Raw genomic sequence first — 13293 nt, 5'->3', positions numbered from 1 at the left:
ATACTACAACAAATAGTAAAATCTAAAGCCTATGGCAACTGGATCATTTATTTTCTAACACCAATTCAGATTTAAATATCACCACAGCATTCCCCAAAATTTTAACCTCTTTTGGTTCATTATCTTCTATTTTCACCTCAACTTCAATAATACCTGATCGATTTATTGCTTCTCCCTGCTTGGCTTTAAATTTTAATGAAGAGTTATTATGCTTAACAAAATTATAATGAACAAGATATGCACCTAAAGGACCATTTGCATTTCCAGTAACAGGATCTTCATTAATTCCTATTGCAGGAGCAAACATTCTTCCATGTACTAAAATATCAGCATCCTCTGAATCCATTGTAAATACATAATATCCATTGCAATTAATAGTCTTACTTAGTTTAGAAAGATCATCATAGTTAGGCTTCAGCGAATGTAAAGTCTCAATTCTTTTTATACCAATAATAACCTTAGAGTGACCTGTTGAAACAATCTGTATTTTATAATTTTCTATCAAATCACTCTCTTTTATATTAAGTGCTTTTAAAAGTTTTTCTTTATTTATTCCATCAATAATATTTCCAAACTCAATTTTTCCTTGTGTCATTACAATTTTATAATCATTATTTTCTTTTATTACATCAACTGGTAGAATTCCAGCTCCTGTTTTATGAAAAACCCTTGAAGTATCTAAATTATTTTCAATGGCACGCGCATAATGAGCAGCAATAGTAGCATGTCCACAGATTGGCACTTCATTTCTTGGTGTAAAAAATCGTATATGAGCATCATACTCACTACTGTCTGAAGAAAATATAAATGCTGTCTCAGAATTATTAAGCTCTCTAGCTATTTTCTGCATTTCTTCATCATTAAGTCCATCTGCATTTGTTATAACTCCTGCTGGATTTCCTGTAAATTTTTCTTTAGTAAATGAATCTATCTGATATAAATTGTATTTTCTAACCATGTATCATTCTCCTAAAATATTCTATTAATAATTACAATATACCTAGCTGATAATATAAGTTACCTTTAATAGTGAACACAAGCTACATCATATCTATTCTCTTGTGAAAATAACATTTCTATTTTTTCTTTTTCAACCTTCTTATCATTATAGTTTCTTATGCTCACTCTATTAAAAATTGAATTCATTTAAACATCTCCTAATTCTAATAAATTTTAAATATTACTTAGCTGTTTATTCATTACTAGTAATAAATATCTATATATTATATAATCAATTATAGTTATATCTAGATATTTAATCTAGTACGCACTTTTTGCTCAGATACTTACCATTTGGAAAGAAGGAATTTACATGAATAAAGATACTACTATAATCTGAATTATATCTTAGTGCTAAAAAGTATGTAATACCATTTAAACTATATATTAGCAAAGTCCACGACATTACATCGCGGACTTTATATTATAAAACTCTTATCCTAGCTTTTTATAAGCTTTGTTTCTTCTAAAAGTAATCAGAAAAATATGCCGTTTGTTGTTCTATTGAATCTTCAAGCATATCAACTGTTTCAGGACTACAAGTAATACGACCTATTTTATGAAGATAATCTGGGCGCTTATATCCAAGAAGCATTGTTGTCATTGTCTTTATATCAATTCTATCATTTACCCTATTTTGTACACGAACAACCTGACCTTTTCCGTCATTTGAAATAGTAAGTTTGAAGGTTCCTTGATTGCAGGCTAATACTGGATCATCCATTGTGAAAGTCCACTCTCTATTTATTGTATCAGGCTTAAATGGATACTGATCAATAAACTTCTCCAAATCAACAATTCTAGCCATATAATAAGGCGAAATTGTTTCTTTAATATCTGCATCTTCTAATAAAAATGCTAAAGGTTCATCTGTATATGTGTTGCCTATAACTTTTGTAATCATTGAAAAATGCGCACTTATGAAATTCCACAATCCACTACGTGCTTCTTCATTAACAGAAATCATATCTTTAATATGAAATATCTCATCTTTAATCCAATATATGACATACCCATCTGGTTCATTGTCTTCATTATAATACACAGCTGCCATTAAATCATCAGAATCCCAAAGTTGATATTCATTCCATGCTAAATCATCACGAACTAGAGCTCCATGAGTCTGCATAGCAAATCGTTCATATGCCTTTTTAACTTCTTCACCGCCTACATCAACTCTTTCTACTTCACCAGATACTTGTTTATTCTTTGGCAGTTGGTAATCATTAATTTCATATGTAATCTTATCAGATATAATCTCCCATCCTTTTCTACGATAATATGGGATAGAATAAGGATATAAATATGATATAGACTGATTTTTATCCCTCATATTTTTTAATGCTTGATCTAATAATTTATGCATTAATCCCTGATTAGCATACTCTGGATAAGTCCCTACACCAGTAAGACCTCCCATATCGTATGTTTTATTAAATATACGAACCTTCATAGGGTAAACTGCCACTTGGGATATTAATTTATCTCCATCAAACCATCCTAAAACATCAGCCTTCTCTAATGTAGGAGACTTTGCTCTAATGATTTCTTTTTCTTCCCATCCAACTTGTTGTAGTTCTTGATCAGTAACCTGAAAAACATATCTTAGAAGCTGATTATATTGCTCAAGATGCTCAAGTCCAACTTTTTTCATTTTTAATTGTTTCTTTCTACTCAAACGTCTTCTCCTCACTTTCATCAAATTGATTATTTTTACTAATTTATTATATTTAAATTTATATATAATTTTTAATATAATAAGCCTGCATATACATAAGTGAATATTTTTTCTTATAACATTAAATATCTATATTTCAATCCCTTATATTTATTTTAAATAATAAATATTTTCTCACAGTTTATTTTTTCTATACTTTATTATACCACTAATAATTTGTAAATACTTAGTATTCTATACCCATATAATAAGAAGCAAATTAATATTGAGTAATTCAATTTGACTTCTACAGTAGACATAAAATTTCCAAGTGATTAATTTTAATTTACTAACTATAATCTAATCTCTGCTAACTCCTTCCCCATACTTTTTGTTATACTTAACTTCAACACTTATCTTTGGATGCTTTTCACAAAACTGACTGATTACAAAATAGCAACTTGGACATGGTTCCCACTTGCTATACAAAGTAAGTTTTCCATAATCATTCAACTCTTTTTCTTCTATCTGCTTATGTATTTCCTCTAATATCTTCTTTTCACTATCATTAACCCTATTATATCCAATGCCTAACTTGCCTAATTTATTGACTTTACTGCTTTTAAATATTGCTTCTTTAAATGGTGGCGCTTTGCAATAATCCTCTATATCATTACTTCCGCTTATTGCCTTAAACTCTTTATTATCATACATTGCTACTGCTATATTTATAGAATCCTGAAGTGCTTTACTTTGATCTATTTTAAATGATTTCTTTTCATTTTCATCATTTTTCATATACTTATTTATGTTTTTTCTTAAACGCTTTATTCTTGGAATATTGTTATTTAAATGATCATGATATTCTACACTACCTTCTTTTGCTTTAATATATTCACACTTTATGTTTTCAGGTATTTCTATGGATATTGTTTTTGTTCTTGTTTTATCATTATATTCTTCTTTTACATCTTCTTTTTTAAGAAAAATCATCTTTTTCAAAAGTTCAATATCTTTTGCATAAATATAATTCTTATCAATTTCTATTTCTAGCTCTTTTAACCTTGCTTTTTCTTCTGTATTTATTGCTCTACATATATTATTTTTTGTTTTTTCTATAACTTCCAGCATATGTTTAACGTTGTCTTGAACGCCTGGCTCTCTTTCATATTCAACTCTATCTATATGAAGTTTTTTAACTTCATTCATTTTTTCACATAATTTATTGTGTTCCTCTTCAAACAATACTATTTTTTCTATATAATCAATAAAATCATCTATGTCATTTGCTTTATATGTGATTTCATTATCATTAATACATACCTTTAATCTTTCAGCCACACTTTTATCAAGGTTAAAAGTTTTTACAATTTTTTCTGTAATATCTTCTTCATCATATTCACTTATTTTATAACCTTCTTTTCTTAACGAAGATTTAAAGTCATGAATATTGCTAATCTTTATTCGGTTTCTTTTTTCTAATCGCGTCCCTTTATGCACTATATTTACCTCATATTTTCGTTCTTAATTAATTTATCTTTTAAATATATAATTATTTCAATTCTCTTATCTTAAATATTCTTATTATTTATAGCAGACTTTTCCAATAATTATATTAGGTAATGATACTAAAAATACTATTTACGATTTAATTAAGCCATCACCATCGTTTTTTATTCGATTTACTCTTTTTTTGCTAAAATTGACTACAATAAGATCAACTTAATTTTCCATTTTCATCCAAGGTAAAGCTTCCAATAAAAAATCTGCTATTTTATTATCCTCCATAAATTTCAAATTTACTAGTCTATTAAATCTGAAGTTTATAACTTAGTAAAGTATAACATTTGCATAAGTACCACACTATTCAATTTTCTAAGAATATTATTTTTATTAATGGCTTTACAGATTTACATATTCTTAAATAAAAAACACCGCATATTCTTTTTGAATAATACGGTCTTCTTTGAATTAAATACTCTATTATCAAATTTTTAAAAAACATTTTTATGAGTTACTTTGTACTTTCTAACTGATAAGAGTAACAACTTTTAATATATTTTAAAGTCGTAATCATACTTATTTAGTATGTAAGATACATATCGTATCACCTTAGGTTCTACACTTTTTACTAAAATAAAATAAGAAGTTAAAAAGGAATTTTACATTAATAAGTATCCTTTTAACTTCTTATTTTATATTATAAAAATTCCAATCCCCCATATTTCCCCTACAAATAATTTATAATTATTATTTGTCCATAATACAATATCATATGAATACTTTACATCATAACTATTTACTGGCTTCAAAAAATAATCCCCTTGAAGAACTTAATCCCCAAATTATTTAATATACTAAGCTCTTCTTTATTCCCTAAGCCATCTATGAATTAAATTCATATTTTCTTTTCATATACATAAATAACATACCATGATATTTTGAGTTTTTAGACTCTCTTTAAGATAATTTATTAATAATGTATATCTTTATTATATCTATATTAAGATTAATAAGTACTAGTAAACTTTATCTTCCCATATTAGTTATCTATTTTTTCATAAAACCCTATTTCTTTAGGTTTAATACTACATTTGCTTTTTATCTATTTCATTAATTTATATATCCCCTTCAGTTATTTCAAAGTCTAGTTCTTACTTAGGTTTACTTAATATAATATTTTAATAATCATCTTTTAAATAAAATCATATTACAAATATTTATTGATATTGATATTATTTTCCCATTTTACTTCTCAATTCTCTTAGTTGAAAGATTACCTTATTCAGTATATAGAAGTAATACTGTCATGATTTTCTTCTATATATTTTCTATTCTTATTTTTATAGATTCTCCCTATTATATAGCTTTAAATATTTCATTAGTAATCTTAGCCATTAATAAAATTCAAATATTTATGCTATATCTTAATTTAAGCCAAATTATATTATCTCCACTCCTCACTAAAGTCAAATATTGTCGAATTGCATTTTCATTTTTCACATTTTTAAACTCTTTTTTAATTTTATTTATATAGCGCTATAAAACCTTTGACTTACCTGGATTATTATAATAAAATAAATTGAATTTTAAAAGATTTAATGTAAACATTTCACTTTTTGTCACAGTGACATTTTATAAATGGAGGACTAATATATGAGTAATAATAAATTCAGTTATTTATTAAATCTTCTAAAAATATCGCCTTCGCAAATGGCTGAATATTTAAATGTTGATCGAACATTAGTAAGTAAATGGAAAAACGGGACAAGAACAATATCAATTAATAGTGATTATTTTGATAAAGCTCTAGAGTTTTTAATTCTTAAAAATGAAACATTAAATGCAAAATTACTTGAGAATTTATTATCATCAATTTATCCTGATCTAAATAATGAAGTTAATCATAACCTTTATTTAATGAATCATTTAAAAAATTATATTTTAAATGATAATAATGATAATAAAATCTCAAAAACAAATGAAACTATAGCTCCCAATTCTATTTATAGCGCTTCTGTACCAATATATTCTAGCGAAGAAAATATGCTTCTTGGAATACTAAATATGTTAGATTCAGTAATTAACGATGGAATACCTCAAAAACTTATATTTATATTTAATGATACATTGGACTTATTAATGGATTATGATAATTTTAGAAATAAGTGGCTTGAAAAAGTGTTAACTCTTTTGAATATGGGATGTAAATTAAGACTTGCTTATACTATAGGCAATAGTTCAAAATTATTTATATATTTATCATCACTGATTTTTCATAAAAACTGTAGTATTTTATCATATATGAATTCATCTAATTATGACTCTAAAAAAATTTCTTTCCATATTATAGAAGATAGGAAAATATTTTTATCTATCTATCACTGTGATGAACGAAATTTATATTCTTATGGGGCAATATTTTTTGATCCGGTCAGCATTGATTTTTATACTAAAATTGCAGAGGGCATTATATCAAAAGCAAAACCAACATTATATAAATTGAATGCTGATACTTTGTATGATACTTTATTTCGTCAAATAAATGTCCAAGCTAATGAAATATTTGCTAACCATCATACAATATACTACTACGATAAAATACCTACAATTTATCCAACTATTAGTGAGGATTTATTTTATGAAATACTTTGCAATTCTATCCAATCTAAAGATACTATAAAAAAGGAATTTGATCTATTTAAAAAAATTAACCAGTATATTAAAGATCACTATTACAAAAATGAAAGAAAACATTTTTATCCAATTGATTCACTAATTAAAATGGCTGATATGGATACTATAGTTTATAGAGAAGCACTTAATCAATTTCCTAAATTAGTTGTTTCAAATAGTCAATTTAAAAGACATATGAAAGAGTTAGCAGATTATTTATTATCAAATGAAAAATTCAATATATGTCTGTGCCCAACTACTTTAATCCCTTCTGCGCCATCTGTTCATTGCTGGTGCAAAAAAAATGAACGTCTTATTATTTTTGATGACAATTATATATCTCAAGTTAAAATGTGTAGTGATGCTTCATTTACAAATTCTGTTTGTAATTTACTTGAACATCAATTTTTATGTGCACCAGAAAATTTAAAATCAAAAACTATAGTTGCTGATTTTTTAAGAAGCCTATAAACTTATTAGTTTTTATTAAATAATATAAATTAAGAGTATTTACCTAAAAACATAATCTGGGAAAATACTCTATTTTTAATATTATCTTTTTGAATATCTAAGTATTATAATACCCTTATCTGATACATACTCTTGTAAATGTAGGTCTATTTTAGGAGTTCCCCCCAAAAACAATGGTCTTCCTCTTCCTAATATTGTTGGAATTATTCCAATAATATACTCATCAATAATATCAGCCTTAAGAAAACTGTCTACAAGTACTCCTCCACCAAATAGAAATATATCCTTTCCTTCTTTCTTTCTTTCTTCTTCTATGATTGTGCATATATTTCCATTTATAAAATGAAAATTATCATAATCTTCTAATTCTTTTGATGTTGCTATATACACCTTTTTATCCTTAAAATCATCAACAAAACCTTGATCATAACATTTCTTTCCCATAACAACAGTATCTATGCCTTCAAGAAATTTCTCATAATTCCATTTGTTTTGTGTATCTAAACTTTCATCACCATCTCCAACTATCCAGTCAAATCCACCATCTTCATTTGCAATATATCCATCTATACTCATAGCTAAATTTAATATTATTTTTCTTTTCATTCCACTATCCTCTTCTGCTTACTTTATTAATTTATAATACCTTAGATGCAAAGAGGACAACTTGCCTAAGTTCTCCCCTAAAGTTTTATATTTAATTATTTATCTTCTCTTATTAAGTATGCATTTCCTTCATTATCGTTAAATGAAAACATCCTTCCATATGGCATTTCCATTAATTTTCCTAATTCAACACCATTATCTTTTAGTTCAGAATAAGTCTTATCTATATCAGTAGTACTTAATAATATTGACGGATGACCAACATTTGCAGCTGGGTTTTGTGATTCCATCATACTCTTATTATATAATACAAAAGTAGTAAATTCACTTTCACTTGGTCCTACTTCTATCCACTTAATTCCTGGTCCCATTTCTTGTTCAAATTTAACTACAAAGCCCATCTTTTCAATCCAAAACTTCTTAGCCTCATCTTGATTATTAACATATATTGTTATCTTACCGATTTTATTTACCATGTAAAATTCCTCCTCATTTGTTTATGGTCTTTTATTATATTACAATAGCTACTCTTATTCAATAACTATAACATCTGCCTTTTGTAGTTTAATTATATACAGTGTATTATTTAATTTTCCAGAATCTTTCTTTTCGTTAAAAGGATTAATCATGCACGATACACCAGTATTAGCTGTTTCACATTTAGTACCTCCTATACACTTTTGCATACATCTAGTACAATAGAAAATCTCAGTTTATTAGTTGATTTTGATAAAAATTGTGCCACAATATATCCATTAGCTTCATGAATTTCAACTCCAGCTGAAAATTTGTACACCTTTCTAAATATTAAAAATAAAAAAAGATTGTAACATTGAACCTTATGTTAATCCCAGAACTAAATTACATCTATATTGTCACTGTACTGCTTCAAATATGCACCTAATACCTGTAATTAAAGTATTAGGTGCATATTTTGAAGCTTTCTATCAATAATAGTGTTAAATTACACTGCCTTATTTCTTTCAAATATAACTTTTCCTGCGCAAACCTTAGATTGACCAAACCACATACATTTTGCACAGCTTAAGCATTTACCAGTATCTTTACCTTCTTTAGCGTCATTTGCCCAATTAGGATTAATAAGAGCTCCCTTAGCAATATCCACCATGTCCACATTTGTTTCATTTAATATGTTTTCAGCAGTTTCAGCTGAATAAATTCCATTAACTGCAAATACTGGAGCAGAAACTTCTTTCTTAATTTTTTCAGCTGCATAAACAGCATTAGAGAATTTATAGCCTTCATCTACATGAATTTCTTGCTCACTACCGAATCCATAAGAAATATCAAGGAAGTCTATTCCATTTTTATCTAATATTTTGGCATAATGTAATCCATCTTCTATAGTTGGTTCAAATCCTCCAAGGCGTATTCCAACAACAAATTCTTTTGGAGTTATTTTTCTAATACCTTCTAATATTTCTATTACAAATTTTTCAGGGTTAGTTCCATATTCGTCAGTTCTTTTATTTACCTTCTTATCTAAAAACTGACTTATTAAATAACCGTGGCATCCATGAAGTTCAATTCCGTCATATCCTGCTTCATAAGCTCTTCTTGCAGCTTCAACATAATCATTTTGTATAGATTTTATATCTTCTATAGTCATTTCTCGACCAACAACAGTTCTTACATGGTTTTTATATTCATAGGAACTTGGACATATTGGATTTTCTGATATTCCAACAACTCCTGCATGATGAATTTGAATAAATATTGGACAGTTTTCTTCATGAACTACATCAACTATGCTCTTTAATCCTTCAATTTGGTCATCTGCCCATATTCCAAGCTGATGTTCTGATAATTTCCCATCACTATTTACACATGTAGCTTCTTGAATTATTAGTCCAGCTCCCCCTTGGGCTAGCTTCTTATAACGTTCAACATTTTCAGGTGCTACAGATCCATCATTGCTGAATCCAATTACCATTGGAGGTATACAAATACGATTCTTCATTTTTACATTTTTAATAGTAAATTCATTAAATAATTTTTTCATAACTCCACACTCCTAATTTTCTAATTAACCTACATTATCAATTTCAAGTTTTTCTATTTTAATTGGTTCAAAAGTTTATTAAGCATAATACAACATCTTATTGCCATTAATTAACTAATATACCAAATCACAAAATTTAAATCTATAATTATCGATTTAATTAATCTATATTTACCTATTAACTAAATCGTTTTTAACAGATTAACATATTTATATTATAATTGCAATATAAATATAAAAAGATAGTAATAAATAAATTGAGCTAATTATTTATTACTATCTTTTTAATCTCTATAATTCAATTTTCATCCATTCTGCAATTTCCTTAATTGTTTTCTCATTTCTTCTAAAATAAGTATATTGCCCAATATTTCTTGATTCTACAAGCTCTGCCTCTTCTAGTATTGATAAAAAACCTGATATAGTTGATTGACTTAATCCGGCTTTTTTTCTTATGGTTCCTACACATACACCTTCTTGAAAATCATCCATTATTGATAAATGTATCTGAGGCTCAAAATTTTTTTGAGGTTCTTTTAACCATAATAATATATTTAATCTAGTTTCATTTCCTAGCGCTTTAAAAATCTTCACTTTATCCATGCTCTTCTCCTTTAACACCTATATCTTTACATTTGTATAACTTTAATTTATATTACCATAAATTTTTTATTATATGCAATTTAATAATAAAAACCTTCTAGGCATTAAATCTTTTAAGTAATAAAAAAAACTATTTTATCAAGTCTAATACTCATAATATTAGCTAATTCGCTTACTGAATTCTAACTACAAAATTAAATATTCCTTTGTGCTTAATTCCAATTTTATATTGTTTTTATATGCAGAACATTCATAAAAAAAATAGCAATTGAAATATCTAGGAGTATATTTCAATTTTATAAAACAAATGGTAAACTAAATAAATCCATAATACTGCTTAAATCTAAATGAAGCAGAGCAATCATTAACTTTCCTAAAAAGGATTGTAGGACATATATTTGTTATAATGGTTAAATATTTAATCAATAAAATTCCAGTTTTCTATTCAGAAGACTGGTCCAAATATGGAAATTTGAAAGGAAAACTTATGGAACTAAAAAAATTAACAGAACGTATTTATTATACAGAAAGTGATTCAAAATCTGATTGTCCAGTATTAGGATATATTTTAGGTGATAAATGCTCAGTCATGATTGATGCTGGAAATTCAGAAAATCATGTTAAAGATTATAATTATGCATTGGAGAAAAACGGATTCAAAAGGCCTAAATATAGTAATCCAATTGGTAAAAAAGAAATTATAAATTTTTTAGGAAAATTTATTCATTAAATTTCAATTTGCGAGCAGAGATTCATAGAGAACAACATTAAGGTTGCCCTCTCTTTTTATATCCAATTCTATAGATAATTTTTTATAAAACAAAAAAGCTATAGTTTAAACTACAGCCTTATAACATTCTAAAATTATCTTCTATTTTGTTCTTTCTTAGCTCTTCTACAAGATACACATCTTGTTGGCTCATTTTCGAATCCTTTTTCTTTGTAGAACTCTTGTTCTCCTACTGAAAATATGAATTCACTTCCGCAATCTCTACATGTTAATGTCTTATCTGTCATAAATATTCCTCCTAAATTTAAAGATCCTGATTTGATAATACTTTCTAAATTTATGAGAAATTATTTATCCAAACGAAACTTAAATTATCTTTTTATTTTGTTAGCTTTTTGCTACTCATTTATAATAACATAATTTTTAATATAATGCAACCACTTTTGTTGAAATATACCGAAAAATTAGATTATTTGCTATTAATTCTCTTCTCTACAATTTACGAATTACGAAAAATCTTTAGAATGAAAATACAAGAGCAAATGTACTAAAAGCTAAATTTAATTGACTTTGCATTCAAAATAAATTATCATACATAATATCTATTTTATGAATTAACAATCTAAGTATATCTAAGATGATACGATAGAATTATATTATTCATATTAATAATATAATTCTGAAAATGAAATGCCTACTTAGTTTTAACTACTAGGTTAAAATTTCAAGTTACTAATGATAAATGCAAAAATATTTTTTTGTAGCTTTTAGGAGGATTTTAAATGACAATTCAACTTAACATGATTCAATCTATAGGACTAGCTGTCATTTTCCTTTTACTTGGAAAGGCAGTTAAAAATGCTGTACCTTTATTTTCAAGATACGCAATACCTTCACCCGTAATTGGAGGACTTATGTTTTCAATTATACATATGATTCTCAGACAGAGTAATATTGTTTTATTTGAATTCGATACAACACTACAAAACTTTTTCCAGATTATGTTTTTCTGTACTGTTGGATTTAATGCCAGTTTGAAGATGCTTAGAATCGGTGGTAAAAAAATACTCATGTTTCTACTTATAGCAACGGTTTTTGCCATACTTCAAAATGTATTGGCTGTTGGTCTTGCTGAAGTTGTCGGAATTAGCCCACTTCTAGCACTACTTACCGCATCCCCTTCTCTAACTGGTGGACACGGTACATCAGCAGCTGTAGCGCCTAGTATTGAAGTCCTTGGATATCCTGAGGCTCTAACAGTAGCTTTAACAGCTGCAACATTTGGACTTATTGCAGGTTCGTTACTAGGTAGTCCTATGGCCAATCGTCTTATCATTAAAGATGATCTCGTAAATAAAAAAAGGCTTCAACCATCTGATGAGGTTGAGTTTGATTTATCAATTATAGAAACTAAGAAAACTACACTGGATACTAATAAAATTAAAATGGCTTTCTTCCAAATATTAATAGCTATGGCTCTTGGAACTTATTTAACTGATGCTTTAAATACATTCGTTGGGCATCTATTTAATGGAGTAACTTTTCCTGCATATATAGGAGCAATGCTTGTGGCAGCTGTTATAAGGAATATTTCAGACAACTCAACTCTTTTTAAAACTCCATTAGAAGAAATTGAAGTAGTTGGAGAAGTGTCATTAAATTTATTCCTTGGTATGGCACTTATAACATTAAAGCTTTGGCATTTAATAGACTTGGCACTTCCAATGCTAATTTTACTTTTAGCTCAATGTATAATGATGTACCTTTATGGTATCTTTGTATCTTATCCATTAATGGGCAAGAATTATGATTCAGCCGTAATGGTGGCAGGTTTAACTGGATTTGCAATGGGATCTACATCAAATGCAATGGCAAATATGAATTCAGTTACTGAAAAATATGTATATTCAAGAACTGCATTCTTCGTAGTACCAATAGTAGGGTCATTATTTATAGACTTTATAAACATTGGAATTATCTATGGATTCATCGGTTTTCTTTCTTAGATATTCACATAAAATAGATACT

General features: G+C 27.2%; 14 protein-coding genes. 3 read left to right on the top strand and 11 right to left on the bottom strand.

What is annotated here, in order from left to right:
• Positions 1-43: 43 nt before the first annotated feature.
• The 4 genes from BN2920_RS07745 to BN2920_RS07735 all read right to left on the bottom strand — a co-directional run bounded on the left by BN2920_RS07745 (position 44) and on the right by BN2920_RS07735 (position 4156).
• The gene (locus tag BN2920_RS07745; protein WP_058294454.1) at positions 44-958 is read right to left on the bottom strand and encodes a PhzF family isomerase; all 915 of its coding nucleotides are present in this window, start codon (positions 956-958) and stop codon (positions 44-46) included.
• Positions 959-1023: 65 nt separating this feature from the next.
• Positions 1024-1146, bottom strand: a complete 123-nt coding sequence (locus BN2920_RS22340) for a hypothetical protein (RefSeq protein ID WP_276325918.1) — start codon at positions 1144-1146, stop codon at positions 1024-1026.
• A 319-nt stretch (positions 1147-1465) separates the two neighbouring features.
• Positions 1466-2677 (bottom strand): GNAT family N-acetyltransferase, encoded by a 1212-nt coding sequence (locus BN2920_RS07740; protein ID WP_058294453.1) that lies wholly within the window; start codon positions 2675-2677, stop codon positions 1466-1468.
• 339 nt (positions 2678-3016) lie between these two features.
• Positions 3017-4156, bottom strand: a complete 1140-nt coding sequence (locus BN2920_RS07735; protein WP_374116899.1) for a deaminase domain-containing protein — start codon at positions 4154-4156, stop codon at positions 3017-3019.
• 1656 nt (positions 4157-5812) lie between these two features.
• Here BN2920_RS07735 and BN2920_RS07730 point away from each other — a divergent pair.
• Positions 5813-7303 carry a helix-turn-helix domain-containing protein gene (locus tag BN2920_RS07730; RefSeq protein ID WP_058294451.1) on the top strand — a complete coding sequence of 497 codons (1491 nt, stop codon included), beginning with the start codon at positions 5813-5815 and terminating at the stop codon, positions 7301-7303.
• Between the two features lie 81 nt (positions 7304-7384).
• On the opposite strand, the gene BN2920_RS07725 is transcribed toward BN2920_RS07730, so the two are convergent.
• The 6 genes from BN2920_RS07725 to BN2920_RS07710 form a co-directional block, all read right to left on the bottom strand.
• Complete coding sequence (locus tag BN2920_RS07725; RefSeq protein ID WP_058294450.1) at positions 7385-7909, bottom strand: dihydrofolate reductase family protein; 525 nt, start codon at positions 7907-7909, stop codon at positions 7385-7387.
• 95 nt (positions 7910-8004) lie between these two features.
• Positions 8005-8385, bottom strand: coding sequence for a VOC family protein (locus BN2920_RS07720; protein WP_058294449.1), 381 nt, complete (start codon positions 8383-8385; stop codon positions 8005-8007).
• Positions 8386-8439: 54 nt separating this feature from the next.
• Entirely contained in the window at positions 8440-8595 is a 156-nt protein-coding gene (locus BN2920_RS21695; protein ID WP_159115881.1) for a hypothetical protein, read from the bottom strand.
• Positions 8580-8705, bottom strand: a complete 126-nt coding sequence (locus BN2920_RS22335) for a hypothetical protein (RefSeq protein ID WP_276325917.1) — start codon at positions 8703-8705, stop codon at positions 8580-8582. The genes BN2920_RS21695 and BN2920_RS22335 overlap by 16 nt, the downstream gene beginning before the upstream one ends.
• 168 nt (positions 8706-8873) lie before the next feature.
• A complete protein-coding gene (locus tag BN2920_RS07715) occupies positions 8874-9932 on the bottom strand; it encodes an oxidoreductase (RefSeq protein WP_058294448.1) in 1059 nt (352 codons plus the stop codon).
• A gap of 291 nt (positions 9933-10223) precedes the next feature.
• On the bottom strand, positions 10224-10535 hold the full coding sequence (locus tag BN2920_RS07710; RefSeq protein ID WP_058294447.1) for an ArsR/SmtB family transcription factor: 312 nt from the start codon (positions 10533-10535) through the stop codon (positions 10224-10226).
• Between the two features lie 406 nt (positions 10536-10941).
• Here BN2920_RS07710 and BN2920_RS07705 point away from each other — a divergent pair, with 406 nt between their 5' ends.
• On the top strand, positions 10942-11265 hold the full coding sequence (locus BN2920_RS07705) for a hypothetical protein (protein ID WP_058294446.1): 324 nt from the start codon (positions 10942-10944) through the stop codon (positions 11263-11265).
• Between the two features lie 134 nt (positions 11266-11399).
• Here the strand turns inward: BN2920_RS07705 and BN2920_RS07700 are convergent, their stop codons facing one another.
• Positions 11400-11552: a zinc-ribbon domain-containing protein gene (locus tag BN2920_RS07700; protein WP_058293307.1), complete on the bottom strand. Its 153-nt coding sequence runs from the start codon at positions 11550-11552 to the stop codon at positions 11400-11402.
• Positions 11553-12047: 495 nt separating this feature from the next.
• Here BN2920_RS07700 and gltS point away from each other — a divergent pair, with 495 nt between their 5' ends.
• On the top strand, positions 12048-13271 hold the full coding sequence (gene gltS / locus BN2920_RS07695) for a sodium/glutamate symporter (protein WP_058294445.1): 1224 nt from the start codon (positions 12048-12050) through the stop codon (positions 13269-13271).
• Positions 13272-13293 lie beyond the last annotated feature (22 nt).

Source organism: Clostridium neonatale, from assembly GCF_001458595.1.
Classification (GTDB): Bacteria; Bacillota; Clostridia; order Clostridiales; family Clostridiaceae; genus Clostridium; species Clostridium neonatale.
This window is presented reverse-complemented; position numbering and strand designations above follow the sequence as displayed.

Excerpts from the sequence above, each read along its gene's own strand:
- BN2920_RS07745 (WP_058294454.1), bottom strand. The coding sequence starts at position 958 with ATGGTTAGAAAATACAATTTATATCAGATAGATTCATTTACTAAAGAA.
- gltS (WP_058294445.1), top strand. The coding sequence starts at position 12,048 with ATGACAATTCAACTTAACATGATTCAATCTATAGGACTAGCTGTCATT.
- BN2920_RS07700 (WP_058293307.1), bottom strand. The coding sequence starts at position 11,552 with ATGACAGATAAGACATTAACATGTAGAGATTGCGGAAGTGAATTCATA.
- BN2920_RS07730 (WP_058294451.1), top strand. The coding sequence starts at position 5,813 with ATGAGTAATAATAAATTCAGTTATTTATTAAATCTTCTAAAAATATCG.
- BN2920_RS21695 (WP_159115881.1), bottom strand. The coding sequence starts at position 8,595 with ATGCAAAAGTGTATAGGAGGTACTAAATGTGAAACAGCTAATACTGGT.
- BN2920_RS07720 (WP_058294449.1), bottom strand. The coding sequence starts at position 8,385 with ATGGTAAATAAAATCGGTAAGATAACAATATATGTTAATAATCAAGAT.
- BN2920_RS07715 (WP_058294448.1), bottom strand. The coding sequence starts at position 9,932 with ATGAAAAAATTATTTAATGAATTTACTATTAAAAATGTAAAAATGAAG.
- BN2920_RS07710 (WP_058294447.1), bottom strand. The coding sequence starts at position 10,535 with ATGGATAAAGTGAAGATTTTTAAAGCGCTAGGAAATGAAACTAGATTA.
- BN2920_RS07725 (WP_058294450.1), bottom strand. The coding sequence starts at position 7,909 with ATGAAAAGAAAAATAATATTAAATTTAGCTATGAGTATAGATGGATAT.
- BN2920_RS22340 (WP_276325918.1), bottom strand. The coding sequence starts at position 1,146 with ATGAATTCAATTTTTAATAGAGTGAGCATAAGAAACTATAATGATAAG.
- BN2920_RS07705 (WP_058294446.1), top strand. The coding sequence starts at position 10,942 with ATGGTTAAATATTTAATCAATAAAATTCCAGTTTTCTATTCAGAAGAC.